General features: G+C 66.7%; 22 protein-coding genes and 1 other RNA gene. 10 read left to right on the forward strand and 13 right to left on the reverse strand.

The features are described 5' to 3' along the window. Window positions 1-6 precede the first annotated feature (6 nt). Both ABIE24_RS01755 and ABIE24_RS01760 read left to right on the forward strand, forming a co-directional pair. Complete coding sequence (locus tag ABIE24_RS01755; RefSeq protein WP_354496193.1) at window positions 7-249, forward strand: DUF7455 domain-containing protein; 243 nt, start codon at window positions 7-9, stop codon at window positions 247-249. A 131-nt stretch (window positions 250-380) separates the two neighbouring features. Next, window positions 381-1,460 (forward strand): DNA polymerase IV, encoded by a 1,080-nt coding sequence (locus ABIE24_RS01760; RefSeq protein ID WP_502916221.1) that lies wholly within the window; start codon window positions 381-383, stop codon window positions 1,458-1,460. A 100-nt stretch (window positions 1,461-1,560) separates the two neighbouring features. Here the strand turns inward: ABIE24_RS01760 and ABIE24_RS01765 are convergent, their stop codons facing one another. From ABIE24_RS01765 to ABIE24_RS01785, 5 genes are all read right to left on the reverse strand, one after another. Next, on the reverse strand, window positions 1,561-2,280 hold the full coding sequence (locus tag ABIE24_RS01765) for a type 1 glutamine amidotransferase (protein ID WP_354496195.1): 720 nt from the start codon (window positions 2,278-2,280) through the stop codon (window positions 1,561-1,563). Further along, on the reverse strand, window positions 2,277-3,572 hold the full coding sequence (locus ABIE24_RS01770; protein ID WP_354496197.1) for a Mur ligase family protein: 1,296 nt from the start codon (window positions 3,570-3,572) through the stop codon (window positions 2,277-2,279). The genes ABIE24_RS01765 and ABIE24_RS01770 overlap by 4 nt, the downstream gene beginning before the upstream one ends. Next, window positions 3,565-4,905 carry an RNA polymerase sigma factor gene (locus ABIE24_RS01775; protein WP_354496199.1) on the reverse strand — a complete coding sequence of 447 codons (1,341 nt, stop codon included), beginning with the start codon at window positions 4,903-4,905 and terminating at the stop codon, window positions 3,565-3,567. The genes ABIE24_RS01770 and ABIE24_RS01775 overlap by 8 nt, the downstream gene beginning before the upstream one ends. 197 nt (window positions 4,906-5,102) lie before the next feature. Beyond that, complete coding sequence (locus tag ABIE24_RS01780; protein WP_354496201.1) at window positions 5,103-6,416, reverse strand: MFS transporter; 1,314 nt, start codon at window positions 6,414-6,416, stop codon at window positions 5,103-5,105. Between the two features lie 82 nt (window positions 6,417-6,498). Further along, the gene (locus tag ABIE24_RS01785; protein WP_354496203.1) at window positions 6,499-7,437 is read right to left on the reverse strand and encodes a proteasome assembly chaperone family protein; all 939 of its coding nucleotides are present in this window, start codon (window positions 7,435-7,437) and stop codon (window positions 6,499-6,501) included. A 102-nt stretch (window positions 7,438-7,539) separates the two neighbouring features. On the opposite strand from ABIE24_RS01785, the gene ABIE24_RS01790 reads away from it, so the two are divergent. The 3 genes from ABIE24_RS01790 to sucB all read left to right on the forward strand — a co-directional run bounded on the left by ABIE24_RS01790 (window position 7,540) and on the right by sucB (window position 12,058). Next, entirely contained in the window at window positions 7,540-9,036 is a 1,497-nt protein-coding gene (locus ABIE24_RS01790; protein ID WP_354496205.1) for a leucyl aminopeptidase, read from the forward strand. Window positions 9,037-9,131: 95 nt separating this feature from the next. Continuing rightward, window positions 9,132-10,505, forward strand: a complete 1,374-nt coding sequence (gene lpdA / locus ABIE24_RS01795; RefSeq protein WP_354496207.1) for a dihydrolipoyl dehydrogenase — start codon at window positions 9,132-9,134, stop codon at window positions 10,503-10,505. 68 nt (window positions 10,506-10,573) lie between these two features. Then, complete coding sequence (sucB, locus tag ABIE24_RS01800) at window positions 10,574-12,058, forward strand: 2-oxoglutarate dehydrogenase, E2 component, dihydrolipoamide succinyltransferase (protein WP_354496209.1); 1,485 nt, start codon at window positions 10,574-10,576, stop codon at window positions 12,056-12,058. On the opposite strand, the gene ABIE24_RS01805 is transcribed toward sucB, so the two are convergent. Continuing rightward, window positions 12,055-13,458, reverse strand: a complete 1,404-nt coding sequence (locus ABIE24_RS01805) for a serine/threonine-protein kinase (RefSeq protein ID WP_354496211.1) — start codon at window positions 13,456-13,458, stop codon at window positions 12,055-12,057. The genes sucB and ABIE24_RS01805 overlap by 4 nt on opposite strands. Before the next feature lie 155 nt (window positions 13,459-13,613). Here ABIE24_RS01805 and ABIE24_RS01810 point away from each other — a divergent pair, with 155 nt between their 5' ends. Continuing rightward, the gene (locus ABIE24_RS01810; RefSeq protein WP_354496213.1) at window positions 13,614-14,324 is read left to right on the forward strand and encodes a DUF4191 domain-containing protein; all 711 of its coding nucleotides are present in this window, start codon (window positions 13,614-13,616) and stop codon (window positions 14,322-14,324) included. A 662-nt stretch (window positions 14,325-14,986) separates the two neighbouring features. Here the strand turns inward: ABIE24_RS01810 and ABIE24_RS01815 are convergent. Further along, window positions 14,987-15,436, reverse strand: coding sequence for an RDD family protein (locus tag ABIE24_RS01815; RefSeq protein ID WP_502916227.1), 450 nt, complete (start codon window positions 15,434-15,436; stop codon window positions 14,987-14,989). A 133-nt stretch (window positions 15,437-15,569) separates the two neighbouring features. On the opposite strand from ABIE24_RS01815, the gene glnA reads away from it, so the two are divergent. Continuing rightward, window positions 15,570-17,006: a type I glutamate--ammonia ligase gene (glnA, locus tag ABIE24_RS01820; RefSeq protein WP_354496217.1), complete on the forward strand. Its 1,437-nt coding sequence runs from the start codon at window positions 15,570-15,572 to the stop codon at window positions 17,004-17,006. A gap of 72 nt (window positions 17,007-17,078) precedes the next feature. Here the strand turns inward: glnA and ABIE24_RS01825 are convergent, their stop codons facing one another. From ABIE24_RS01825 to ABIE24_RS01835, 3 genes are all read right to left on the reverse strand, one after another. Then, window positions 17,079-17,414: a hypothetical protein gene (locus ABIE24_RS01825; protein ID WP_354496219.1), complete on the reverse strand. Its 336-nt coding sequence runs from the start codon at window positions 17,412-17,414 to the stop codon at window positions 17,079-17,081. 93 nt (window positions 17,415-17,507) lie between these two features. Further along, window positions 17,508-20,525 carry a bifunctional [glutamine synthetase] adenylyltransferase/[glutamine synthetase]-adenylyl-L-tyrosine phosphorylase gene (locus ABIE24_RS01830; RefSeq protein ID WP_354496221.1) on the reverse strand — a complete coding sequence of 1,006 codons (3,018 nt, stop codon included), beginning with the start codon at window positions 20,523-20,525 and terminating at the stop codon, window positions 17,508-17,510. An 11-nt stretch (window positions 20,526-20,536) separates the two neighbouring features. After that, window positions 20,537-21,892, reverse strand: coding sequence for a glutamine synthetase family protein (locus tag ABIE24_RS01835; RefSeq protein ID WP_354496223.1), 1,356 nt, complete (start codon window positions 21,890-21,892; stop codon window positions 20,537-20,539). A 115-nt stretch (window positions 21,893-22,007) separates the two neighbouring features. Between ABIE24_RS01835 and panB the strand changes: the two genes are divergently transcribed. Then, a complete protein-coding gene (gene panB / locus ABIE24_RS01840; RefSeq protein ID WP_354496225.1) occupies window positions 22,008-22,853 on the forward strand; it encodes a 3-methyl-2-oxobutanoate hydroxymethyltransferase in 846 nt (281 codons plus the stop codon). Window positions 22,854-22,862: 9 nt separating this feature from the next. On the opposite strand, the gene ABIE24_RS01845 is transcribed toward panB, so the two are convergent. Continuing rightward, window positions 22,863-23,051, reverse strand: coding sequence for an SPOR domain-containing protein (locus ABIE24_RS01845; RefSeq protein WP_354496227.1), 189 nt, complete (start codon window positions 23,049-23,051; stop codon window positions 22,863-22,865). 36 nt (window positions 23,052-23,087) lie between these two features. Between ABIE24_RS01845 and map the strand changes: the two genes are divergently transcribed. Together map and ppgK are read left to right on the forward strand one after the other, a co-directional pair. Further along, window positions 23,088-23,969: a type I methionyl aminopeptidase gene (map, locus tag ABIE24_RS01850; RefSeq protein WP_354496229.1), complete on the forward strand. Its 882-nt coding sequence runs from the start codon at window positions 23,088-23,090 to the stop codon at window positions 23,967-23,969. Further along, window positions 23,969-24,733 carry a polyphosphate--glucose phosphotransferase gene (gene ppgK, locus ABIE24_RS01855; protein WP_354496230.1) on the forward strand — a complete coding sequence of 255 codons (765 nt, stop codon included), beginning with the start codon at window positions 23,969-23,971 and terminating at the stop codon, window positions 24,731-24,733. Before map ends, ppgK begins: the two co-directional genes overlap by 1 nt. A gap of 6 nt (window positions 24,734-24,739) precedes the next feature. Here ppgK and rnpB read toward each other — a convergent pair. Beyond that, window positions 24,740-25,103, reverse strand: an RNA gene (rnpB, locus tag ABIE24_RS01860) — RNase P RNA component class A. Window positions 25,104-25,260: 157 nt separating this feature from the next. Beyond that, complete coding sequence (locus tag ABIE24_RS01865; protein ID WP_354496232.1) at window positions 25,261-25,998, reverse strand: zinc ribbon domain-containing protein; 738 nt, start codon at window positions 25,996-25,998, stop codon at window positions 25,261-25,263. Between the last annotated feature and the right edge of the window lie 29 nt (window positions 25,999-26,027).

Here is a 26,027-nt window from a genome sequence, read left to right on the forward strand (position 1 = left end):
GAGCTCATGTCATCAGGAGAACACGGTACCGGTCGGGTCGGAAACGGTAGCGTCGACACCCTTGAGCCACAGCTGACCGCTGCGGATCGTTGCGACAGCTGCGGAGCACAGGCGTACATTCGGGTGGTGGTGAACAGTGGAGAACTGCTGTTCTGCGCTCACCACGGTAAGAAGTATCAGGAGAAGTTGTCGGCCATCGCACACAGCTGGCACGACGAGTCCAGCCGGCTCCTCAACGACCCTCGCTGATTTCGCCGGGCCTCGCCCGGAAGTGACAGAACCGCCGTCCCGATTTTTCGGGCGGCGGTTTTCTGTTCCCTGTCACCCTTTTCTACGCATCTGACCTTTGCAAATCGGACGGCGGAAGCCAGACTGGTCGCGTGAAACCAGGGCCTTCTCCGTGGGTGCTGCACGTCGACCTCGACCAGTTCATCGCCGCCGTCGAGGTGCTGCGGCATCCCGAACTCGCGGGCAAGCCGCTGATCGTGGGCGGGCGTGGCGACCCCACCGAGCGTGCCGTCGTCTCGACTGCCTCGTATGAGGCACGCGCGTTCGGGGTGGGGTCCGGGATGCCGTTGCGGATCGCCGCCCGCAAGGCACCGGATGCCGTTCTTCTGCCGGTGGACGCCGAAACGTACACCGCGGCGTCGCATGAGGTGATGGCGACCCTCCGGGAACAGCCCGGTGCCACCGTGCAGGTCCTGGGCTGGGACGAGGCATTCGTCGGGATCGACAGTGACGACCCCGAGACTTACGCCAGGAACATCCAGCGCGCGGTACTGGACCGCACCCGGCTGCACTGCAGCGTCGGTATCGGCGACACACTCGTCCGGGCGAAAGTCGCCACCGGGTTCGGCAAACCCCGCGGTGTCTTTCGGCTGACCGCCGCCAACTGGCTGGAGGTGATGGGAACCCGACCAGCCATCGAGCTGTGGGGCGTCGGATCCAAGGTGTCCCGCCGCCTCGCCGGCCACGGCATCAGCACCGTCGCCGACCTCGCCGGCGCCGATGCAGAGACCCTCGTCGACGAGTTCGGCCCGAAGATGGGTCTCTGGTACCGCCAGCTCGCACGAGGCGAAGGAGCCCGGGAGGTCGACGACACGCCGTGGGTGGCTCGCGGGCATAGTCGGGAGACGACCTACCAGCAGGACCTCGTGACATCCGCCGAGATCGAAGCAGCAGTGCGCGAGCTCGTCGACCGTGTGCTCGAGGACGTCGAAGCGGAGGCGCGGCCGGTGGTCGGTGTGACCCTCAAGGTGCGTTACGCGCCGTTCATCACCAAGATCTTCACGAAGAAGATCCCGGAGACCGCTGACCGTGAGGTCGTGCTGGCACGAGCCTTTGACCTCGTCGCGAGGATGGAGAAGGACCGGCCGATTCGGCTGCTCGGTTTCCGCGCCGAAATGTCCATGCCGGAGGATGCGCGGGACGGACACACGCCGACACGCAGCGGCTGGTGACGACTCCGCACCCGACAACTCTCCGCACCCGACAACTCTCCGCAGACGACGAAACCGCCGCCCGATCCGGGAGGCGGTTTCGTCGTTCCTGGAGGAGGAATCAGGCAGATACTTTGGCGAGCAGGATCGCGCGGGCGAGGTCGATGACCCCGTCGAGTTCCGCATGCTCCGGGCCCGGCTGATACTCGACACCGGCCCGTTTCGCGGCGACCTCGATCAGCGCGTCGGCGACGACCGGGTTCAGCACGAGGAAGGGCCCGTGGCAGTGGGTACCGATGCTGTTGTTCACGCGCGCACCTTCGGTCCCGTCACCATTCCCGAAGCCGTTGCGGACCCGTCCGAGCGGCTTCTGGTCCGGCCGCCCGGTGTAGAGCGCGGTGTGGTTCTCGGTACCGATGAGCAGCCCGAATTCACTGTCGATGGCGAACGCCTCGGTGATGATCCGCATGGAGCTGCTGTCGACGGAACCGGCGAAGATCCCTGCCCCCGGGAAGACTTCGGTGGCGCTGAGCCGCACGGAGGTGGAGAGCAGGTGGAAACCGGCACCGGCCGCGACGAAGACGACGCCAGCCTCGGACCAGGCGCGGAGCGTCGGCGCGATGCGTTCGACGTCAGCGGCGATCGACCGGACGGCGCTCGAGGTGCCCGTTCCGATGAGGACGAAGTCTGCGGTCTCCGGCAGGTCGTCACCGGGCGAGTAGCTGAGCTCCTCGACGTCGATGCCGGCCAGGCGCATCCGGCGCACCAACGCCGTGCGGTTGCCGACATCGCCGTTGAGCGAGAGATCGGCGGGGTACAGCTCGAGGACGCGGATACTCATGCGGCACCCGCTTCCAGGTCTTTGTAGCCGAGGTACCGGCGGGTGGCCATCATCTGGTCGTAGTCGAGGAAGAAGGTGTGACGGCCGCTTTCGGGCCGCGGGCCGTCGAGCATCCGCTGCACTGCCTTCGTGATGTCGGGCTCGATGACGCCGAAGTCCTTGCCCTCGTACGCCAGCCGGAGGGCGACGAACGCACCCTTCGGACCCGAGATGACATCGACGTGGTCGAGGCGGCTCAGGTCGGCGGCGTACAGCCAGGACGGGTCCTTGCTGGACTCGTCGTAGGCGAACAGCACGGAGTCCGGGGTGTCCTGGAGGTAGTCGAGGTTCAGCTGCAGGCTCGCGAGGTTCTTCAGCATGAGGATCTCGACCTCGACCCCGTTCACGTGGAGGATCTCACCTCGGCCGTAGACGGTCTTCGTGGTCTGCACGGCTGACACGGCTTTGGCGATGTCGAACCGGTCCCCGAGGTTGCGGGCAGCGAGCGTGAATGCCGCGGCGATGTCGACGGCGTAGTGGATGCCGCGTGACGGCATCCGCACATCGTGGACCGTTCCGGCGAAGCTGATCTTCGCGTCATACCCGTCGGCCTGGACGACCTCGGCGACAGCGTTCCGCACCGCAGTCAGGGCTGCGCCGGAGAAGTCGCGTGCCGAGACCTGTCCGTGCGGCGCTGACGCCTGTACCTCCGGTGTGACACCGAAGTACTCGACGGCGAGGCGGCCCTCGGCCTCGAGTTCGGTTCCGAGGGTGCTGAGGAAGTTGTCGTCGCGGTTGAGGACGATCGACGAGCTGATCTCGGCGGCGATCCCCCGGAACATCTGCGCAACCTTGTCCGGTTCGCCGAAGCGATAGATCTGGTCGACGAGAAGGTTGAGGATCACGGCCGTCTGCGGCTTCAGCTGCCTCGCGATGACGGCGCCATAACCCTCGTCGATCTCGAGGATGGCGATGTCCGCGTCCATCCGGCCGGTGAGGGAGGTTTCGGCGAGCATCGCTGACGCGATGCCCTGGGGCATGTTCGCGCCGGACGGGTTGGTGAACACTTTCAGACCGTGCTCGCGCATGACCGCGGAGAGCAGGTTCGTAGTCGTCGACTTGCCGTTCGATCCGAGGACGAACACGACGCCGTACGGAAGCTGCGACGCGACATCACGCATCACGTTCGGCGCGAGCTTCTGGACGACCACCCCGGGCATCGCACTCCCGCCGCCGCGCAGACGCGTCACGAAACGCGTCAGGCGGCCGGCGAGGATGGGAAGGACGTAGTGCAGGCCGGTCGATTTACTCAAGGTAGTCCCGAAGCGACTGCGACCGGGACGGGTGACGGAGCTTGGCCATCGTCTTCGACTCGATCTGACGGATGCGTTCGCGGGTGACGCCGAACGTGTCGCCGATCTGGTCGAGGGTCTTGGGCATGCCGTCGCCGAGTCCGAAGCGCATGCGGATGACGCCCGCTTCACGTTCGCTGAGGGAGTCGAGCAGGCTCTCCAGCTGCTTCTGCAGCATGGTGAACCCGACGGCGTCCGCCGGGACGACAGCTTCGGTGTCCTCGATGAGGTCACCGAATTCGCTGTCGCCGTCTTCACCGAGCGGCGTGTGCAGCGAGATCGGTTCGCGACCGTACTTCTGCACCTCGATGACCTTCTCGGGGGTCATGTCGAGTTCGCGGCTGAGTTCTTCAGGCGTGGGCTCGCGGCCCAGATCCTGCAGCATCTGGCGCTGCACACGGGCGAGCTTGTTGATGACCTCGACCATATGCACGGGGATACGGATCGTGCGGGCCTGGTCAGCCATGGCGCGGGTGATCGCCTGGCGAATCCACCAGGTCGCGTAGGTGGAGAACTTGAAGCCCTTGGTGTAGTCGAACTTCTCGACGGCACGGATGAGGCCCAGGTTTCCTTCCTGGATGAGGTCCAGGAACTGCATGCCGCGCCCGGTGTACCGCTTCGCAAGCGAGACGACGAGACGCAGGTTGGCTCCGAGCAGGTGGCTCTTCGCCCGCGCGCCGTCCTTGGCGACCCACTGCAGTTCGCGACCGAGCTGCGTGCGCTTCTCGGTGTCGTCCATCTGCGACAGTTTGTCCTCGGCGAACAGGCCGGCTTCGATCCTCATGGCGAGCTCGACTTCTTCGGCCGCGTTGAGAAGCGCGACCTTACCGATCTGCTTGAGGTAATCCTTGACCGGGTCAGCGGTCGCGCCGGTGATGGCGGACGAGTAGACAGGGACTTCATCCTCATCGTCGACGAGAGAGAGGACGAGGGCGCCCTGCGGCAGGGCCTCGGCTTCTTCAGCCTTCTTCTTACGAGCCTCTTCGGCTTCTTCGCGTTCGGAATCCGTCTGGTCGACGTGAACCTCTTCGGTTTCTTCTGCCTTCTTCTTGGCTGCCCCGCGCTTGGCAGGGGCGACCTTCGGCGTCTTCGCACCGGACTCGGCGGCCTTCGCGGCCTCGGCCTTCTTGAGGGCAGCTGCCGTCGGGGCTTTCGCTGCCGCGGTCTTCGCAGGCGCCTTCTTGACGGGCGCCTTGGTCGGAGCCGCGGTAGCCGACTCCGCGGGCTCGGTTGCGGCCTTCGTTGCCGTCGTCTGTTCTTCCGTTGCCGAAGTTTGTGCGGCCTTGCTGGCCATTGGAGCACCTTTCAGTCCCGGGAGCGTGTTTGTCACGGACACCCGCTCATGGGCCCAGATTGTTTTCGGACATTACTAAGACCCATGTCAAGCCCTGGCACTGGGGACGCGTCGACAGACGCGAGCAGCACGGACTTGAACGGGTCCTTAGTCCACATTATGTCACGCTTTGCTGAGAGAACGAGCCATTCCTCCCGTCATCTGCGACGGATCGCCTCCCAGGCTGCAACCCACAGAGGCCCCACCTGTATTCCCTCCAGCTCGACGATCCGTCTCCGGGTGCGCCGGCGTGCGCGCAGCAGCATGACCACACCGAAACCGACGACGAGGTACTGAATGAGAAAGCCGACCCGGAAGGCATCCAGCCGATAGAGTTCGACCGCTGCCGCGCCGGATGGGGATTGGGCGTCGAGGATGAGGCCGATCAGGAACATCATGACGAAGCTGGCGAGGAAGCCGCCGACGTTCACGACGCCGTTGGCCGAGCCGAGGACGCGCGCGGGGTTGAAGGTCCGGGCGAAGTCGAAGCCGATCAGCGACCCGGGGCCGCCAGCGCCGAGCACGACGAGGAGCACGATGAGCAGCCACAGCGGTGGCGTTCCCGGCCAGAGGAGCAATGCGGTCCACGCGCACCCGATCGCGATGACGATACCGAGGACGACGTTGCTCCGGCGGTAGGGGTACCGCGCCGACAGCAGCCCAAGCATCGGACCGATGAGAACGCCGGATGCCACGATCACGAGCAGCAACGACGCCGCCATCGGCTCGGACAGTCCCAGCCCGTAGACCATGAACGGGAATCCCCACAGCAGTGCGAACACGGTCCCGGACGACTGGGTCACATAGTGCGACCAGAACCCGAGCTGTGTCCCGGGGCGACGGAAGCTGGCTTTGAGCGCGGTGAACGCTTCGCGGAAGCTCGCCGCCCGTTCGGCTTCGGAGGAGTCCTTCGGCCGGTCCCGGATCACGGCAAGAGAGAGCACCAGTGCGAGGGCGACGAAGGATGCCGCGGAAAGGAAGGCAGGGGTCCAGCCGAGGGCGTGCAGCAGCAAGGCGAAGGGGATCGCTGAGAGTATCTGGCCAGCCTGGCCGAGGTTGCCCATCCACTGCGACAGCTGCGGCACCACCGGCCCGGAGAACCACGAACTGACGAGCCGCATGACGGACACGAAGATGGCGGCATCGCCGGCTCCGACCAGGATGCGGCCGACGACGGCCACCGAGACGGAGGGTGAATAGGCGAGCACGACCTGCCCGCCGATGAGCAGGGTGAGTCCTGCGGTGATGAGGACGCGGGGCCCGAGCCGGTCGATCAGCACACCGACGGGAACCTGCATCGCGGCGTAGACCAGGAGCTGGAGCACGGCGAGCGTGGACAGCGCCGAGGCGGTGGCGTCGAAGCGTTCCACGGCCGAGACTCCGGCGACCCCGAGCGTGGAGCGCTGCATCACGGCGGAGATGTAGGCGAGAACCCCAACCCAGAAGACGAGCCAGGATTTCGCAGAGTTCATGGCTTCAGCTTAACGGCGGCGGCGAACGCCACGACTCCACCCAGGGATTGCACCGGGGAACGGCGACGCCGCGTGAGCCGGCTTACGGGGCTTCGTCGCCCGGTGGGCGGCGCTCGTCCGGGCCTTTGCGGCCGGCGAGGAACTTCTCGAGTTCAGCGGCGATCTCATCTGCCGACGGGAGTGTGCCATCCGAGTCCATGAGCGGCGAGCGGAGCGCACTGCCCTCCATGTATGTGTCGTACCGCTCTTCGAGGGTGCCGACCAGCCTCTTGAGTTCCTCGTTCCCGCCGACCTGTTCGTCGATGCGCGAGACGAACTCACGGCCTTCTTCGCGCAGCTCGTCAGTGGGCAGGATCAGCCCGGTCGCCGCGCTGATGCTGTCGATGGCGGCGATGGCGGCCGTGGGGAACTCCGTGTCCGCCAGGTAATGCGGAATCAACAGTGCGAAACCGGCGACGCCGGAGCCGCGTTCGGTCAGCCGGTATTCGAGAAGGTGAAGCACGTTCGAGGGAACCTGCGTGTGCGGGCGCCACACGCTCATCGACTCGATCAGTTCCTCTCGCGTGCCGCTGACGGTGACGCCGATCGGCCGCGTGTGCGGAACCGGCATGGGGATCGCATGAACCCACGTCGTCCGGGCGACCCGGAAACGGTCGATCAGGCCGAGGACGTCGCGCACGAACCGTTCCCAGAGAAAGTCAGGCTCGTAGCCGGTGAGCAGCAGGAAGGGGTGATGCAGGTCGTCGTAGGCGAGTGAGACCTGGAGCCTCGGCGGCGTGTACTCGGTGAGATGATCCTGGTCGAAGTAGATGATCGGGCGGCGGGCCCGGTAGTCCAGCAGCAGGTCGTTGTCGAAAATCGCGACCGGCTCGCTCTCGAAAGCCCCGCGCGAATAATCGTTGAACTGGCCCGCGGCTCCCCCGGCATCGGAGAACCCGGTGAGCGCGACGACGAGGTCGAGACCATCAGGCACGTCGGATGCCGCAGCCGTCAACTCGAAAAGATCGCCGGAAACACTCATACCCCTACTCTAATCGGCCACCTGTCGCCCATAAGCGGCCAGACAACGCGCTCAGCGAACACAGCGCCGGGCGCGTCGACGTGAACCTCTAGCATGAAGGGCATGTCTGTGCCCACACTTTCCGTGTCCTCCTCCCCCGCCCTCGAGTCCACTGCCGACGTGCTCGTCGTCGGAGCGCTGAGCTCCGGTTCGTCGGCGGTGCTTCACGCCGCCGAAGGATTCTCCGCGCTCGGGGACGTGTTCGACGCGATCGGTGTCTCCGGGTCAGCCGACCAGCTTGTCCGGATTCCCGCGTCCGTCGGCTCCGCGCGAAGCATCGCGATCATCGGGCTGGGCACGGATGCCGACGCGGACAGCGTGAGGAACGCGGCCGGATCCGCCGTCCGTCAGCTCGCCGGGACCGGAACCGTCGCGTTCGCATTCCCGACGGCCTCCGCCGAGATCGTGGAGGCGCTCCTTGAAGGCGCTGCCCTCGGCGGTTACACCTTCACCGCCTATCGGAACACCTCCCTCGACTCGGTCAAGCCCGGAGTCTCCGCCGTCACCGTCCACCTGGACGGGGTTGGGAACTCATTCGACGCGGCCATCGCGCGCGCGGGCATCGTCGCCGACGCGGTCGCGCAGGTGAAAGACCTCGTCAACACTCCCCCCGGCGACCTCTATCCGGCGGCCCTCGCCGATGCGGCCGCTGAAGCGGTATCCGACCTGCCGATCGAGGTCACCACCTGGGACGAAGAAGCACTCGCGGCCGACGGGTTCGGAGGCATCCTCGGCGTCGGTCAGGGGTCCAGCCGTGGACCGCGGCTTGTGAAACTGGCCTACTCGCCCTCCGGGGCGACGAAGCACCTCGCCCTCGTCGGCAAGGGAATCACCTTCGACACCGGCGGGCTGTCACTGAAACCGGCCGCGTCGATGGTGGGGATGAAATATGACATGACCGGTGCGGCATCCGTTCTCGGCGTCATCGTCGCGGCGGCCCGGCTGAACCTGCCCGTGCGCCTGACCGCGTGGCTCTGCATCGCCGAGAACATGCCGTCCGGCACGGCCATCCGCCCGAACGACGTGCTCCGGATCAAGGGCGGGCGCACCGTCGAAGTGACGAACACCGACGCGGAGGGAAGGCTCGTCATGGCCGACGGCCTCGTCGCGGCCAGCGAGGAACACCCGGATGCCATCATCGATATCGCCACCCTCACCGGGGCCGCGGTCGTCGCTCTCGGCAAACGCTTCACCGGGGTGATGGGAGACGAGGAGTTCGTCGGCGACGTCCTCGGCGCCGCTCGTTCCGCGGGCGAACCGATGTGGGCCATGCCGTTCCCCGCTGAGACCCGGGCGCTGCTTCGCTCCGACGTTGCGGACCTCACGAACGCGAAGGTGGGGAACACAGCCGGCGGGATGCTCGTCGCCGGAGTGTTCCTCCGGGAGTTCATCGGCACCCGGAGTGACGCAGCCGACGCCCCGACCATCCCGTGGGTGCACCTCGACATCGCCGGCCCAGCCAACAACCCTGACTCGCCGTACGGCTTCACGGCCGGCGGCCCGAGCGGCGTGGGCGTTCGCACCCTCGTCAAGGTGGCCGAAGTGTTTGGTCGCCCGTAGTAAGGTCGTATGGGCTAGTCAGCCCCTCATCGTTGCCAACGCGAACCTGTGTTGGGAACTCACGCACGAACCCAGATGCACAAGGGAGAAGCTCAGTGTCGGAGCAGAATTTTGACATCGTCGTTCTCGGTGGTGGAAGTGGCGGATACGCAGCAGCTTTGCGCGCATCCGAACTCGGTTTCACCGTCGGACTGGTAGAGAAGGACAAGCTCGGTGGCACCTGCCTGCACCGCGGCTGCATCCCCACGAAAGCGCTCCTGCACTCGGCCGAGGTCGCCGACGTTGCACGGGATTCCTCGAAGTACGGCGTCAACGCCACGTTCGAGAGCATCGACATCGCCGGCGTGACCTCATACCGTGAAGGCATCGTCGCCAAGAAGTACAAGGGACTGCAGGGCCTGATCAAGGCTCGCGGCATCACCGTCATCGAAGGCGAAGGACGCCTCACCTCCCCGACGACCGTGCAGGTCGGCGACCAGACGGTGACCGGCAAGAACGTCATCCTCGCCACCGGCTCGTACAGCCGTTCGCTTCCCGGCCTCGACATCGGCGGCCGTGTCATCACGAGCGAGCAGGCACTCCAGCTCGACTTCATCCCCAAGAAGGTCGCCGTTCTCGGCGGCGGTGTGATCGGCGTCGAGTTCGCCAGCGTCTGGAAGTCGTTCGGCGCCGACGTCACCATCATCGAGGCGCTCCCGCACCTCGTCCCGAACGAGGACGAGGCCATGAGCAAGGGCCTCGAGCGCGCATTCCGCAAGCGCGGAATCAACTACTCGCTCGGCGTGCGCTTCCAGGGCGTGACCCAGGACGAGAACGGCGTCGTCATCACGCTCGAGGATGGCAAGACGATCGAGGCCGAGTTGCTTCTCGTCGCCGTCGGCCGCGGCCCGTCGACGGCCAACCTCGGATACGAGGAGGTCGGTGTCACCATCGACCGCGGTTTCGTCATCACCAACGACCGTCTCGAGACCAACATCCCCGGGCTGTACGCCGTCGGTGACATCGTTCCCGGTCTTCAGCTCGCACACCGCGGATTCCAGCAGGGCATCTTCGCGGTGGAGGAGATCGCCGGCCTCAAGCCGGTTCTCATCCCCGACGTCAACATCCCGAAGATCACGTACTGCGACCCGGAGGTCGCGTCTGTCGGACTCACCGAGGCGAAGGCAGTCGAGGAGTACGGCGCAGACAAGATCACGTCGTACGAGTTCAACCTCGCCGGGAACGGCAAGAGCGAGATCATCGGCACCACCGGAAACATCAAGGTCGTCCGCGTCAACGACGGCCCCGTGATCGGCGTGCACATGATCGGCGCGCGCGTCGGCGAAATGATCACCGAAGGCCAGTTGGCTGTGAACTGGGAGGCGTATCCCGAGGACCTCGCTCCTCTCATCCACGCCCACCCGACACAGAGCGAAGCGCTCGGTGAGGCGTTCCTTCACCTGGCGGGCAAGCCCCTCCACGCACTGTAGGTCGCGCCCGCCCGGGTGCGATCAAACTAAGCTACATACGAAGAACTGGTTTCAAAGGAGACAAGGTCATGGCAGAATCCGTAAGCCTTCCGGCGCTCGGTGAGAGTGTCACCGAGGGCACGGTCACCCGCTGGCTGAAAAATGTTGGAGATCGGGTGGAGGTCGACGAGCCGCTGCTCGAGGTCTCAACTGACAAGGTTGACACCGAGATCCCCTCCCCCATTGCCGGCGTGATCGAAGAGATCCTCGTGCAGGAGGACGAAACCGTCGAGGTCGGCACGGCACTCGTGAAGATCGGTGACGGTTCGTCGTCAGGTGCGGAAGCACCCGCAGACGAGGCTCCGGCGGAGGAAGCTCCGGCACAGGAGGCTGCTCCGGCTGAGGAAGCCGCCGAGACGCAGGAAGAAGAGGCTCCGTCCGTGGAGCCGTCCACCGAGGTTCCCGAGGAAGCTGAAGCACCTGCCGAAGGTGAGCCCGCCCCGGCTGACGCACCAGCGCCTCCGGCCCCGGCCGCGCCTGAGCCTGCTCCGGCAGCTCCGGCTGCAGCCGCCGCACCTGCTCCCGCTCCGGCTGCAGCCGCCGCACCTGCTCCCGCTCCTGCGGCACCCGCCGCTCCTGCTCCCGCGGCGTCTGCGGCCCCGGCCGGCGACTCGCTGGGCGGAAGCGGTTACGTCACTCCCCTGGTTCGTCGCCTCGCCAACCAGCAGGGCGTCGACCTCTCCACCATCACCGGCACCGGTGTCGGTGGGCGCATCCGCAAGGAAGACGTCCTGCAGGCGCGCTCCGCGGCATCCGCTTCGAGCGCCCCGGCCAAGGCCGCTCCGCTCGAGGTCTCGCCGCTCCGCGGAACCACCCAGCCGATGTCGCGACTGCGCAAGGTCGTCGCGGAACGCGCCGTCATCTCCATGCAGTCGTCGGCACAGCTGACGAGTGTCGTCGAGGTGGATGTCACCAACATCGCCACGCTCCGCGACCGCGTCAAGACCGACTTCCAGTCGAAGACCGGCAACAAGCTGTCGTTCCTGCCGTTCTTCGCACTGGCAGCCGCTGAGGCCCTCAAGGCGTACCCGGTCGTCAACGCCACCATCGAGGGCGACTCGATCGTCTACCCTGAGCACGAGAACATGAGCATCGCGGTCGACACCGCGCGCGGGCTGCTGACTCCGGTCGTGCGGGATGCGAGCGAACTCAACCTCGCAGAACTCGCCGCCCAGATCGCCGATCTCGCCGAGCGTACCCGCGACAACAAGCTGAAGCCGGATGAGCTTTCGGGCGGCACGTTCACGCTGACCAACACCGGTTCACGTGGCGCACTGTTCGACACGCCCGTGGTGTTCCTGCCCCAGGTCGCCATCCTCGGCACCGGAATCGTCACCAAGCGGCCCGTCGTCGTGAAGGCAGCCGGACAGGAAGCCATCGCCATCCGCTCGATGGTCTACCTGGCGCTCTCGTACGACCACAGGATCGTCGACGGGGCGGACGCCTCCCGGTTCCTCGTCGCCGTGAAGAACCGCCTCGAGGATGGCAACTTCGAGGCCGACCTCGGAATCTAGCCCGGTTCGAACACATCACGCAGACGCCAGCCGGTGTCCGTTCTCACGGCGAGGACGAGCACCGGCTGGCGTTTCTCGTTGGCCGGCGAAGCCCGGAGAAGCACAGCGTCGCCCAGAACCTGCACGATCTGGACGCCGGACCGCACCTGCTCATCGATGAGCAACGGATCGTCCCGGCCGGCCCCGCCGATCATGTGGCGGTCGGTGTCGGCCAGGGCGGAGTTCGGCTCGGCGTAGAGCGGAACGCAGGGCATCGAGTGCGCCACCATGCAGCGTGCCCGTAATCGAAGCAGAGCCTGCGTCGCAGCCACGGCGTCTTCCCCGCCCACGGCGGTCCGTTCAGCTTCGCTCGCAGTGGGAGCGGTCGTTGAGGGCCCCGAGTCGGTCGGCCGGGCCGGCGGTGTCCCCGCTGCCGCCGACGAGTCCGCTGATCGGTCGGGGAGAAGGGTCAGTCCCGCAAGAAGCGTCGTGAGGAGCAACGCGATCCCCAGGCACACGGCTAAAGCTCGTCCGCGGAGCACGCGAGAAAACCACCCGGGGAGTCCGCTGCGCACCAGGGCTGAGACGGCGCGGCGCGGCAGGCTCCGGACGGCACTCGCCGCTGGTCCGGCACCGAGTGCCGGCCGCGGACTCGGTTCAGGACGACCGGCGGCATCCGATGCGGAAGGACGCCGGTCGGCCACGAGCACGACAGGAAGCGGCGGCGCCAGCGCGAAGAGCCGGCATTCGACCTGGCCGAGGAACGAACCGGCCGGTTCGAGGGCGAGCTGCTCGTGAATCCAGGCAGCGACCGCAGAGAAGGAAGCCTGGGCTGGCTCGTCGATGAGGAGAGCGACCGCCGCGACGAGCTCCGCCAGGGAGCGGTAATCGGCGACCAGTCCGTTCTCGAACGGGCTACCGGGTCGGTTCCCGGCCGCGCTGGCACGGATGTTTGCGAGTCCTCCGATCACGGGCCGTCCATCGGGGCAGAACAGCACGTTGTCGGCCGTCAGCGAGCCGTGGAGAAGCCCGGCACGGTGGATCGCCGCCAGGCCGGCCGCGAGGGGCGCGAGGACGGTGACGCCCTCCCCCGGGGCGAGGCTCGCCCGGGAGCAGAGAAGGGTGGCCAGCGTCCAGTCGGTTCGTTCGCGCACCAGGACGACGCGACCGTCGGCATCCGTCGCCAGGTCGAGCAAGGCGAGAACGTGGGGCGACCGGACTGTGCCGTGCGCCGTCACCCGTCGTTCGACGGCATCCGTCGGCGGCCCGACCTCGAGACAGACGGTCTGGTCCGTGTCCGAACGCGCCAGCCAGGCATCGGAGCCGGCGACCTGCCGGATCAGTCGGTAACCCGCCACGACGGCGCCCGGGCCCATGGGCTGGCCGGCGGAGTCTGGCGCTGTCGAACGGATCTCGGGCATGACGGAATAGTCGCAGGTACGTCGATCCGTCCGAGGCGCGCAGCCTGGGGCGGGGAGGGACGGTTGCACGGGTGCGCCTGTGAGGGGACCTCGACCGCCGGTGGGGTCCGGAAAGCGCATCTCATGGCTCGCACAATGCCGGTATCCTTGTTCCCATGGCACGTAAAGAAAAACCCGTCAAGGCGGCGAAGGAACCAGGCCGTTTGAAGCAGATGGGGCAGGTCTTCCAGATGACCCGCCGCTACGACAAGAGTGTCGTCTGGCGAATGCTCCTCGCATTCCTCGGAAGCATCGCCGTGGCCGTCGCAGCGTCCCTCATCTTCTCCCCCGGGAACATCCTCTCGCTCGTGCTGTGGGCCATCGCCGGTCTCCTCACTGGAGTGCTTCTGGCCATGATCATTCTCGGTCGCCGTGCTGAGCGTGCCGCGTACAGCCAGATCGCCGGGCAGCCCGGCGCCGTCGGCGCCGTGTTCCGCAGTTCGCTCCCCCGCGGCTGGCAGGGCAGCGAAATGCCGATCAACGCCAACGCGAAGACCCAGGATGCTGTCTATCGCGCCGTCGGACGCGGCGGTGTCGTGCTCGTCGGAGAAGGCCCCCGTTCCCGGGTGGGCCGACTCGTCGAAGACGAAAAGCGCAAGATCAACCGCGTCGTCCCGAACGTTCCGGTCACCATGTTCTTCGTGGGCCCTGACAAGGATTCGGTGCCGCTGTACAAGCTCACCAAGTCGTTCCGCTCGGTGAAGAAGACGCTGACCAAGCCCGAAGCTCTCGCGGTCGTCAACCGGCTCGCCTCGCTCAGCGCTGGCTCGCTGCCGATCCCCAAGGGAGTCGACCCGTTCAAGGTTCGCCCCCAGCGGGCGCGCTGACCTCCTGCACCCCCAAGAACCCGCCCGGGCCTGAGCCCGGGCGGGTTCTCTGCATTCGGGCGGGTGCCGCTTTTGCTCGCGCGGGTCTGTGGGCAGCCCGCGGGTGCAGTTGCAGCCGCGCGCGACGAACGCACCCGCGTGTGCGGTCCGCGGGGCCCGCCCGTCGCATCCGCTGTCGGTTGCGGGTCCTGCGTCCGTCGGGTCCGGGATCCTGGATTTGCCGCCGCTCGCGCGGGTCTGTGGGCAGCCCGCGGGTGCGGTTGCAGCCGCGCGCGAAGAATGCACCCGCGTGAGCCGTCCGCGGGGCCCGCCCGTCGCATCCGCTGTCGGTTGCGGGTGCTGCGTCCGTCGGGTCCGGGATCCTGGCGTTGCCGCCGCTCGCGCGGGTCTGTGGGCAGCCCGCAGGTGCAGTTGCAGCCGCGCGCGACAAACGCACCCGCGTGAGCCGTCCCCGGGGCCCGCCCGTCGCATCCGCTGTCGGTTGCGGGTCCTGCGTCCGTCGGGTCCGGGATCCTGGCGTTGCCGCCGCTCGCGCCGGTCTTTGGGCAGCCCGCGGGTGCAGTTGCAGCCGCGCGCGACGTACGCACCCGCGCGAGGGGCTGAATCGGTCGGGTGCGGCTCGGCGCGCGGCACACCGACCGGTGCGGGAACGTGCCCGGGTTTCAGGCCCGGATGAGAACCGTGCCGGCGAGCTTGTCGTGGAACCCGCGCTGGTCGGAGTCCCAGACCAGCGCGGGCAGGATGAGAACGAGGAGGAGGGCGCGAACAGCCGGGCGCCACAGGCCGACGTATCCGCCGGACAGGGGCACGACGCGCAGGCCGACGAGCCGGTGTCCGACACTCCCGCCGGTGGTGGCCACGAAGACCACCTGCAGGACGGCAAAGACGATGCTGTTGGACCAGCCGTTGCCGATTCCGACCGTGCCTGGAAAGAAAGCAGCAACGATGAGCAGTGCGGATGCCCAGTCGATCGCGAGAGCGGCGAGCCGGCGGCCCGGCCGTCCGACGCTGCGGGGACCGTGCTGCGGGAGTCCGAGGCGCTCCCCCGGGTAACGGCTGGGAACGGTGCCGTCGAATCCGGCGGTAGGCTTTTGAGCAGGTGACACACTCAGATCTTACGTGGCACACACCGGTGTAACATGCCAGAAACATGGGTGTGACCGCCGGGTAACGCGGTGTCATTACCCTCTCAAGAGGTTGCGCACTGCATCCTTCTCGGTACCAAACCTATTTGGAGTTCTCCATATGTTCAGCGATTCATCCGAGGTGCTTAAGTTCATCAAGGACACCGACGTCAAGTTCGTCGATGTGCGGTTCACCGATCTTCCCGGTGTCCAGCAGCACTTCAACATCCCGGCATCGACCGTCGACGAGGAATTCTTCACCGTCGGCCAGCTGTTCGACGGCTCGTCCATCCGGGGCTTCGCGAGCATTCACGAGTCAGACATGCAGCTGATTCCGGATGTCACCACCGCATACATCGACGCGTTCCGCACCGAGCGCACGCTCATCATGATTTTCGACATCTACAACCCGCGGAACGGCGAAATTTACGCCAAGGACCCGCGTCAGGTTGCGAAGAAGGCTGAGAAGTACCTCGCCTCCACCGGCATCGCCGACACCGCGTTCTTCGCGCCTGAGGCCGAGTTCTACATCTTCGACGACGTCCGTTACGAGATCAACCAGCACTCGAGCTTCTACTCCGTCGACTCGAGCGAAGGCGCCTGGAACTCAGGCAAGGACGAGAGGGTCGACGGCCTCGGCGGAAACCTCGCGAACAAGACCCCGTACAAAGGCGGCTACTTCCCGGTCAGCCCCGTCGACCAGCACGCCGACCTCCGCGACGACATCTGTCTCAAGCTCGTCGACGCCGGCCTGATCCTCGAGCGCAGCCACCACGAGGTGGGAACCGCCGGCCAGGGCGAGATCAACTACCGCTTCGACACGATGACGCACTCGGCCGACGACATCCTGAAGTTCAAGTACATCGTCAAGAACACCGCCCACCAGTGGGGCAAGACCGCGACCTTCATGCCGAAGCCACTGTTCGGCGACAACGGTTCCGGCATGCACGTGCACCAGTCGCTGTGGAACGGCTCAACCCCGTTGTTCTACGATGAGGCCGGCTACGGCGGACTCTCCGACGTCGCTCGCTGGTACATCGGCGGCCTGCTCAAGCACGCCCCGGCGGTGCTCGCCTTCACGAACCCGACGATCAACAGCTATCGTCGTCTGGTGCCCGGTTTCGAGGCACCCGTGAACCTGGTCTACTCGGCCGGTAACCGGTCGGCATCCATCCGCATCCCGATCACGGGAACCAACCCGAAGGCCAAGCGCATCGAGTTCCGCGCGCCTGACGCCTCCGGAAACCCGTACCTGGGCTTCGCCGCTCAGCTCATGGCCGGCCTCGACGGAATCAAGAACCGCATCGAGCCGCACGAGCCGGTCGACAAGGACCTCTACGAGCTGCCGCCGGAGGAAGCGAAGAGCATCCCCCAGGTGCCGTCGTCACTCGAAGGCGCACTTCAGGCCCTCGAGGCCGACCATGAGTTCCTGCTCCAGGGCAACGTGTTCACGCGTGAGCTCATTGAGACCTGGATCGACTACAAGCGCGAGCACGAGATCAAGCCGCTCGCGCAGCGCCCGCACCCGTTCGAGTTCGAGCTGTACTACGGCGTCTGATTCTCCGCATCCACGAAACAGCCCACCCCGTCTCCGTGACGGGGTGGGCTGTTTGGTGCTGCGGCGGCCTGTTTACAGGTGGAGGTCCTCGTAGTTGGTCGGCATGCTCTCATTTTCGGGTCGCACAGCAGGCGGCGATGAGAGCAACATGATTCTCTCCTGCATATAGATGATCGCTTCGGCGTTGTCTGGCGGTGTCATCGTCGAGTTCGTCGATTCAGCCATCAGCGGTGCCCCCGCATCGAGGAGGAACGTCGCCGTCACTTCGTTGCCGTTCGGCTCGATTCCGATGACGTCAACCGTGTCGGCTTTGCGACGGTCGGCCAGCAGCGCCGCGTACTCCAGCAGCAGGTCGGCCGCGTCGTCGTCGACGAGAAGAGACTTGTCGGAGAACGTGATGTGTTTCATATCCTGACGATAGGCACGCCCGAATCCCTGGCAAAGGGGGTTGCCTTCCGCGCTGGAACGGTTCCGACCATGTGGGGCGTCCGGCCCAGGGATTCACCGGGTAGTTGGCTCCGGGCGGGTCTGACCGCCATAGAACTGCTTCTCGAACACGCTCCGGGCGCGGCGGGTGACCTGGAGGTAATCCTCTTCCAGCCGCGCTGCAGACCCCGGAGGGTACTCGAGGACTCGCGCGATTCCCTCGAGCTGCATCCGGTCGCTCGGCAGCACGTCGGTCGTCCGGTTGAGCCACAGGGTCATGGCGGATCGCAGCCGGGAGGCGAAGATCCAGGCGGCCCTCAGTCGGTCCGCGGTCTCCCCCGTCACGAGGCCGCTCTCGACGGCCACGGCGAGGGCATCGAGGGTGCTCGTCGTCCGCAACCCGGGGATCGCCGCACCGTGCTGCAGTTGCAGAAGCTGGACGAACCATTCGACGTCGCTGAGCGATCCCCTGCCGAGCTTCACGTGGCGGGTCGGGTCGGCGCCCTGCGGCAGTCGTTCGTTCTCGACCCGCGCCTTGATCCGTTTGACCTCGCGAACGGCGCTCTCCTCAATGTCCTCCGGGTAACGGATGCCGTCGGCGAGGGTCTCGAAGTCCCGCTGCAGGTCGTTGTCCCCTGCGACTCCCCGGGCCCGCAGGAGCGCCTGCGCCTCCCACGTCAGCGACCACCGGGCGTAATACGCCCGGTACGACTCGAGGGAACGGGTCACCGGCCCGTTCTTGCCTTCGGGCCGGAGCCCGACGTCGAGGTCGAGAGGCAGCCGGTGGTCCTCGCTCAGCCGGTTCAGCTCGGATATGATGCGGTTGGCGGCGAGGTGGGTCTGCTCGTTGGGAAGGCTGGTCGCCCGATAGACGTACATGACATCCGCATCGGAGCCGAAACCCAGTTCGGCTCCCCCATACCTGCCCATGCCGATCACCGCGAACTCGAGGGAGTCGGAGCCGAGGCCCTCGGCCCGGCGGATGGTCAGGAGTAGTCCCTCGATCGTCGCCGTCGTGACGTCGGTGAGGCCGCTGGCGAGGTCGCCGAGTTGCAGGTCACCGGTCACAGACCCCAGGGCGAGGCGGAGGATCTCGCGTCGGCGGAGCCGACGGATTGCTTTCGCCGCCGGAGCATCCGTGTCGTGACGGCCGAGGATGGCTGTGATCTCCTCCTGGAGCGCCCCCAGCGATCGTGCCCGGAGCTCTCCCGGCTGCTCCAGCCAGGCGGCCGCTTCGGGAATCTGGTCGAGCAGTTCGCCGATGAACCGCGAACCGCTGAGCACATGGGTGAGCTTCTCGGCCACACCTGACGAGTCGCGGAGCATCCGCAGGAACCAGTGGGTCGTGCCGAGGGATTCGCTCAGCCGGCGAAAGGCGAGCAGGCCGTAGTCCGGGTCCGCCCCGTCGGCGAGCCAGCGGAGCATCACCGGCAGGAGGTTCCTCTGGATGATCGCCCGGCGGCTCATCCCGGCCGTTAACGCGGCGATGTGCGTGAGGGCGCCCTGGGGGTCCACGAATCCGATCGCGGCGAGGCGCGCTCCCGCCTGCTCCGGGCTCAGCAGGACTTCCTCCTCGGGCAGAGCGGCCACGGCGGAGAGCAGCGGCCGGTAGAAGAGTCGCTCGTGGAGCGCGCGCACCTCATGCTTGGTCCGCTCCCACAGGGCGACGAGCGCTTCACCGGTCGGCGCGAACGTCGACGCCCGAGCGAGCACCCGGAGAGCGTCCGGGTCCCGCGGCATGAGGTGGGTCCGGCGCAGGCGGTGCAGCTGGAGACGGTGCTCGAGCACCCGAAGCAGGCGGTAGTCGGCGGCGAACTCTGCCGATTCTTCCCGGCCGATGAACCCGTGCTCTGACAGCGCTTCGAGGGCGCGGATCGTGCCGCGTTCGCGCACTCCCGGCTCGGCCGAGCCGTGCACGAGTTGGAGCAGTTGCACGGTGAATTCGACGTCGCGGAGCCCGCCGGGCCCGAGCTTGAGCTGGTAATGCACTTCGTTGGTCGGGATGTTCTCGGTCACCCGTTCCCTCATCCGCTGTACGGAGCCTACGAAATTCTCCCGGCCGGCACTCGACCAGACGAGGGGTGAGATCGCGTCAACGTAACGCCGGCCGAGATCGAGGTCGCCCGCGAACGCGCGGGCTTTGAGGAGGGCCTGGAACTCCCAGCTCTTCGCCCAGCGGTCGTAGTAGGCCAGGTGTGACTCGAGGGTCCGGACGAGGGCGCCCTGTTTGCCCTCCGGGCGCAGGTTGGGGTCGACCTCCCATAGCTCCGGTTCGATGTCGGGCTGGCTGATTCCGCGCATGCACAGCACGGCGATCCTCGTGGCGATGTCGACCGCGCGTGCGTTGCTGAGGCCCTGCTCGTCGTTCCCCTCGGCCACGAAGATGACATCGACGTCGCTGACGTAGTTCAGCTCCCCCGCCCCGGCCTTGCCCATGCCGATGACGGAGAACCTGGTGCGGCGAACTTCGTCGCGCTCGAACCGGACCGGCCCGACTGCAGCGGTCGTCAGCTGGGTCCGTGCGACCGCGATCGAGGCCTCGAGGGCCGCGGCCGCGGCATCCGACAGGGTCGTCGCCACGGCGTCGAAGACGTCCCTCGGATTCTCGGCGGCGAGGTCGTGGGCAGCGATCCGGGCGAGCCAGCGCCGGTAACGCACCCGCAGCCGGGTATAGCCTTCGTCTTCACCGTACGCGGCGAAACCGTCGGTCGCGCCGACCGACTCCAGCAGGCTCTCCACGAGTTCGCGCCGGCTGGGCAGCCCGCCGTCCCACTCGCCGAGCGCCGCCAGTTCGGCGGGGTGCCGGGCGAAGAAATCAGCGAGTCCGACGGATGCCCCGAGAATCCGGATCAGCGGAAGCCGGCGTTCCGGCACCCCGAACACGCCGGCCACGGCATCCGGGTGGTTGCGGGCGAGTCCGAGCAGCCCCCGGAGGGCCTGGTCCGGGTCTGCCGCCTTGGCGAAGAGGGGCAGGACCTCGTCGAGGTCGACGGGGACAGCTTCACCGAGCTCATCGAGCTGCGCCCGTACCTCGCTCAGCGCGGCGAAACCGAGCCGGGCGAGTTCGGTGAGGGTGGCCTGGTCCCGTCGCATCTGAGGTCGATCTACAGGATCTCGATGTTCTTCGACAGCTCGAATGGAGTGACCTGCGCGCGGTACTCGGCCCATTCCTGTCGCTTGTTGAGCAGCACATAGTTGAAGACCTGCTCGCCCAGGGTCTCTGCGACGAGTTCGGACTCTTCCATCAGCTGGACGGCGTGGTCGAGGCTGGCCGGAAGAGCCGCGTAGCCGAGCGCACGCCGCTCGGCGTCGCTGAGGCTCCAGACGTTGTCCTCGGCCTCCGGCGGAAGCTCGTAGCCCTCTTCGATGCCCTTGAGCCCCGCCGCGAGCAGCAGCGAGTACGCGAGGTACGGGTTGGCGGCCGAGTCGATGGCGCGGTACTCGACGCGGGCGCTTCCGGTCTTGTTGGGCTTGTACAGCGGCACCCGGACGAGGGCGGAGCGGTTGTTGTGCCCCCAGGTGACGAAACTCGGCGCTTCGGCGAGGCCGTTGTTGCCGACCGAGCCCCACAGCCGCTTGTACGAGTTGACGAACTGGTTGGTGACGGCGGTGATCTCCGGCGCGTGGTGCAGCAGGCCGGCGATGAACTGCCGGCCGATCTTCGACAGCTGGTACGTGGCGCCTGCTTCGTAGAACGCGTTGGTGTCGCCTTCGAACAGCGACATGTGCGTGTGCATGCCTGAGCCCGGCTTGTCGGAGAGAGGCTTCGGCATGAAGGTGGCGTAGACGCCCTGCTCGATGGCGACCTCCTTGATGACCGTGCGGAAGGTCATGATGTTGTCGGCCGTGGTGAGAGCATCGGCATAACGGAGGTCGATCTCGTTCTGGCCGGGGCCTGCCTCGTGGTGGCTGAACTCGACGGAGATGCCGAGGTCCTCGAGCATCCGCACCGAGCGGCGGCGGAAGTCGTGGGCGGTTCCGCCCGGCACGTTGTCGAAGTAGCCGGCGGAGTCGACGGGGATGGGACCCTCCGGCCCGATCTGGGCCGACTTCAGCAGGTAGAACTCGATCTCGGGATGCGTGTAGAACGTGAAGCCGCGGTCTGCAGCCTTCTCGAGGGTGCGCTTGAGCACGTTGCGCGGGTCGGACAGCGCAGGCAGGCCGTCCGGCGTGGTGATGTCGCAGAACATGCGAGCGGTCGGGTCGATCTCACCGCGCCAGGGCAGCAGCTGGAACGTCGTCGGGTCGGGCACGGCGAGCAGGTCGGATTCGTACGACCTGCTGAGTCCCTCGATCGCGGAGCCGTCGAAGCCGAGGCCCTCGGCAAACGCTCCTTCGACCTCAGCCGGGGCGATCGCCACCGACTTGAGCGTGCCGACCACGTCGGTGAACCAGAGGCGGACGAATTTGACTCCCCGCTCCTCGATCGTACGAAGAACAAAGTCGCGTTGCTTATCCATCTGGTCCCCTCAAAAAGTCCGTCGCGCTGCTGCGTTCTTAGGGTATCCGGTTTCGGGCCCCCGGCGTGGTCAGCCGGGCCGTCCGGGGCTGCGGGAGCCTCGCTAGACTGGCGCCATGTCTGAGCCAATGAAGCCTGTTCCCGCACCCGCTGCAACGCCCGGCCCTGCTCGTGTCCGCACCCGTCACTTCCAGCGCGCGAAGGAACAGGGCATCAAGATCACCGGTCTGACGAGCTACGACATGCTCACGGCGACCATTTTCGATGAGGCCGGGATCGACTTTCTCCTCGTCGGCGACTCAGCCGGCAACACGGTACTCGGGTTCGACACGACTCTCCCGGTGACCGTCGACGAGCTCATTCCCCTCACGCGGGCCGTCGCCGGGGCCGCGAAACGCGCGTTCGTCATCGCTGACCTGCCCTTCGGGTCGTACGAGAACGGCCCCGAGGATGCCCTGAAGACGGCTCTTCGCTTCATGAAAGAGACCGGCAGTCAGGCGGTGAAGCTCGAAGGCGGGGAACGCAGTCACGAGCAGATCCGTCGGATCGTGTCTGCCGGCATCCCGGTCATGGGCCACATCGGATTCACCCCGCAGAGCGAGCATGGCCTCGGCGGCCACATCATCCAGGGCCGCGGCCCTGGACTGGAGCAGCTGCTCCGGGACGCCCGCGCCGTGCAGGACGCCGGCGCGTTCGCCGTCGTCCTCGAGATGGTGCCCGCCGAAGCCGCCGCGCGGGTGACCGCAGAACTCGACATTCCGACCATCGGCGTCGGCGCCGGACCGCACGTGTCGGGGCAGTTGCTCGTCTGGACCGACTTCGCCGGCCTCACCACCGGCCGCATCCCCTCATTCGTGAAGCAGTATGCGAATCTGCGCGGGGCGCTGACGGATGCTGTCACCACGTTCAGGAACGAAGTCGCCGAAGGCGTGTACCCGGGCGAGGAGCACAGCTACAGCTGAGCGCCGGGGCTAGCGGTCTTCGGCGGCTTCCTCCGCGGCCCACGCCGCAGCTCGCTCACGGAGGCGCTCAGGCGCGTGCGCTGCTTCCTCCGCGGTGGCGAACGGGCCCGCCCGGTCGACGGCCGGTGAAACGTAACCCCGCTCGACGGCGCCGGTCTTCAGGTTGTACCAGTACTGCTTCGACGGATCCTCAGTCATGAGCTGTCCCTTCGCTGGATGGCTAAGCTTGATCCTATGCCTAAGGACCGCAACGGCCATCTGATTCCCGGAGCCTCGACAAGCCACCGAAACGTGCCGCCGGGCATCCCGCGCCCCGAGTATGTCGGCAAGACCGCGCCGCGCCCGTTCACCGGGTCTGACGTGTACGCGCCCGAGGCCGTGGAACGAATCCGCCGTGCCGGTCGCATCGCCGCGGATGCCATCGCTCTCGTCGGTGAGAACGTGCGGCCCGGGGTCACCACCGACGAACTCGACGAGATCGGCCACCGTTACCTCGTCGAGAATGGCGCGTACCCCTCAACCCTCGGCTACCGGGGTTTCGCGAAGTCGCTGTGCAGCTCCGTCAACGAAGTCGTCTGCCACGGCATCCCCGACGACACCGTGCTCGAGGACGGCGACATCGTGAACATCGACATCACCGCCTACGTCGACGGCGTGCACGGTGACAGCAACCGCACCTTCCTCGCCGGGGAACCCTCGGAGGACGTGCGGCTCCTGGTCGAACGGACCGAGGAGTCCCTTCGCCGCGGCATCAAGGCCGTCGCGCCCGGCCGGGAGGTCAACGTCATCGGTCGCGCCATCGAGTCGTACGCGAAACGCTTCGGCTACGGCGTCATCCGCGACTTCACCGGCCATGGCGTCGGCGAAGCGTTCCACTCCGGTCTGATCATCCCCCACTACGATTCCGCTCCCCAATACGACACCGTCATGGAGGTAGGTATGGTCTTCACCATCGAACCGATGCTCACGCTCGGCACGCACGAATGGGACATGTGGGGTGACAACTGGACGGTGACGACGAAGGACAAGAGCATTACCGCACAATTCGAGCACACCCTCGTCGTGACCGAACGCGGCGCGGACATCCTCACCCTGCCCACGTCTGCGGCGCTGTGATGGCCGGAACAGCCGTTGGAATCGACATCGGCGGCACGGGGATCAAGGGCGCTCTCGTCGACCTTGCGAGCGGTGACCTGCTGACCGACCGGATCAAGCTGCCGACGCCCAAGGGAGGAAAACCCGACGCGATCCTGGCCACGACCGTCGAGCTGATGAACCAGCTTCAGGGCCTCGATCCGGATGCCCCGGTCGGCGTCTGCTTTCCAGCCGTCGTGAAGCACGGTGTCACCCTGTCTGCGGCCAACATCTCGAAGAAATGGATCGGGCTGCACGCCGAGGAACTCTTCGAAACGGCGCTCGGCCGCGACATCACCTTCGCCAACGACGCGGATGCTGCCGGTTATGCTGAAGCGTCCTTCGGAGCGGCGCGCGGGGTCGACGGGGTCGCGATCATGACGACGCTCGGTACCGGAATCGGCACGGCGATCCTGCACAACGGCGTCCTGGTGCCCAACGCCGAGCTCGGCCACCTCGAGATCGATGGCCATGACATCGAAACCCGGGCCTCGAACGCTGCCCGGGAACGTGACGGCCTCAGCTGGTCCGAGTGGGCGGAGCGACTGCAGAAGTTCTACCGTGCGCTCGAGGTTTACCTCTCCCCCGACCTCTTCATCGTCGGCGGTGGCATCTCGAAACAGCATTCCCAGTTCCTGCCCCTGCTGCAGCTGACGACGCCGATCGTTCCGGCGGTACACCGGAACAACGCCGGGATCCTCGGTGCGGCCGCACTCGCGGTGCGCACCATCCCGCCGCTGAACTGAACAGGGTGAATGGGCCGGCTGATACGCCGGGTTCTGTTCAGGCGCTTTCGCGCCCTGGACGACCATCTCTCTCGAGACTGCGTTACCGCAGCCTTCCAGCGGCCTACCCGAGGACGGGACGAGCAGCCCCATAGTCCTCTGTCTGACCTTGCTCCGGGCGAGGTTTACCGAGCCGGCCGGGTCGCCCCGGCCGCTGGTGGTCTCTTACACCACCGTTTCACCCTTACCTGGCGCTTGCGCGCCCGGCGGTCTACTTTCTGTTGCACTGTCTCGCGGGTTACCCCGGGTGGGTGTTACCCACCACCCTGCTCTGCGGAGCCCGGACGTTCCTCGGCGCCATTGCTGGCGACGCGGTCGTCTTGCCGACCCATTCACGTTTCCAGCCTACCGCGCGGCATCCGTGGCCCGGTGCCCGGGTACGAGTGCTCGCGGCCAGGTCATCCGTTCCGGACGCAGTCACCCGGTGCGCCGGGTGACTGCGACCGGAACGGGTGACTACGCTCCCGTATGCCGTCAGCGGGGGGCGGTCACCAGAGGCCGGACTCCTCCGTGCGCACCATGATGGCGGAACATTCCGGGCACTGCAGCACCTCGTCGATTTCGGCGGCGCGGATCTTCTGCAGCTCATTGCCGGTCAGGCTGATCGTGCAGGCCCCGCAGGTGCCGGCGCGGAACAGGGCAGCACCGGTTCCGCCGCGGATGCGCACCTTCTCGTACAGCGAGAGGAGGTCTGCGGCCACCGAGTCCTGGAGCATCCCGCGCTTGGCGGTGAAGGTGGCCCGCTCCTGTGACAGCGAATCGAGTGCGGCTTTGCGTCGAGCGGCGATGTCGGCGAGCTTCTCCTGGAGTGCTTCGTCGATGGACCGGGTGGCGGCGAGCTGTGCTTCGGCCTGCTCGACCCGTTCCATCACGACGAGTTCCATGTCTTCAAGGTTGTTCTTGCGACGGTGCAGCGACTCGAGTTCAGTCTCGAGGGCGGTCACATCCTTGACCGATGAGCTGTGGTTCACCCGATCGGTGTCGCGGGCGATCCGCGCGTCGACGACAGCGGCATCCGATTCGAGGCGGCCCAGTTCGGTTTTGGCGTCTTCGAGAACGCCCAGTTCTGAGGCGAGGCGCCCACTCAGGGCCGTGCGTTCCGCCGACACCTGGCTGTACTCCGCCGTCTCCGGCAGGCTGCGCTCACGGTGGGCGACACGGGCGAGACCCGAATCGATGGTCTGCAGTTCGAGCAGTTTTTTCTGCTCGGCGAGGCTGGATTTCACGTGGGGGTTCTCTCTGAGTGGTGCTGCGG

The organism is Mycetocola sp. 2940 (assembly GCF_040548835.1).
GTDB lineage: Bacteria > Actinomycetota > Actinomycetes > Actinomycetales > Microbacteriaceae > Mycetocola_A.

Coding starts and splice junctions, on each gene's coding strand:
- ABIE24_RS01775 (WP_354496199.1), bottom strand. CDS start 4,905: ATGGCCAGCAAGGCCGCACAAACTTCGGCAACGGAAGAACAGACGACG.
- ABIE24_RS01785 (WP_354496203.1), bottom strand. CDS start 7,437: ATGAGTGTTTCCGGCGATCTTTTCGAGTTGACGGCTGCGGCATCCGAC.
- glnA (WP_354496217.1), top strand. CDS start 15,570: ATGTTCAGCGATTCATCCGAGGTGCTTAAGTTCATCAAGGACACCGAC.
- ABIE24_RS01765 (WP_354496195.1), bottom strand. CDS start 2,280: ATGAGTATCCGCGTCCTCGAGCTGTACCCCGCCGATCTCTCGCTCAAC.
- sucB (WP_354496209.1), top strand. CDS start 10,574: ATGGCAGAATCCGTAAGCCTTCCGGCGCTCGGTGAGAGTGTCACCGAG.
- ABIE24_RS01755 (WP_354496193.1), top strand. CDS start 7: ATGTCATCAGGAGAACACGGTACCGGTCGGGTCGGAAACGGTAGCGTC.
- ABIE24_RS01790 (WP_354496205.1), top strand. CDS start 7,540: ATGTCTGTGCCCACACTTTCCGTGTCCTCCTCCCCCGCCCTCGAGTCC.
- ABIE24_RS01830 (WP_354496221.1), bottom strand. CDS start 20,525: ATGCGACGGGACCAGGCCACCCTCACCGAACTCGCCCGGCTCGGTTTC.
- ABIE24_RS01835 (WP_354496223.1), bottom strand. CDS start 21,892: ATGGATAAGCAACGCGACTTTGTTCTTCGTACGATCGAGGAGCGGGGA.
- ABIE24_RS01825 (WP_354496219.1), bottom strand. CDS start 17,414: ATGAAACACATCACGTTCTCCGACAAGTCTCTTCTCGTCGACGACGAC.
- panB (WP_354496225.1), top strand. CDS start 22,008: ATGTCTGAGCCAATGAAGCCTGTTCCCGCACCCGCTGCAACGCCCGGC.
- map (WP_354496229.1), top strand. CDS start 23,088: ATGCCTAAGGACCGCAACGGCCATCTGATTCCCGGAGCCTCGACAAGC.
- ABIE24_RS01780 (WP_354496201.1), bottom strand. CDS start 6,416: ATGAACTCTGCGAAATCCTGGCTCGTCTTCTGGGTTGGGGTTCTCGCC.
- ABIE24_RS01845 (WP_354496227.1), bottom strand. CDS start 23,051: ATGACTGAGGATCCGTCGAAGCAGTACTGGTACAACCTGAAGACCGGC.
- ppgK (WP_354496230.1), top strand. CDS start 23,969: ATGGCCGGAACAGCCGTTGGAATCGACATCGGCGGCACGGGGATCAAG.
- ABIE24_RS01810 (WP_354496213.1), top strand. CDS start 13,614: ATGGCACGTAAAGAAAAACCCGTCAAGGCGGCGAAGGAACCAGGCCGT.
- ABIE24_RS01805 (WP_354496211.1), bottom strand. CDS start 13,458: ATGCCCGAGATCCGTTCGACAGCGCCAGACTCCGCCGGCCAGCCCATG.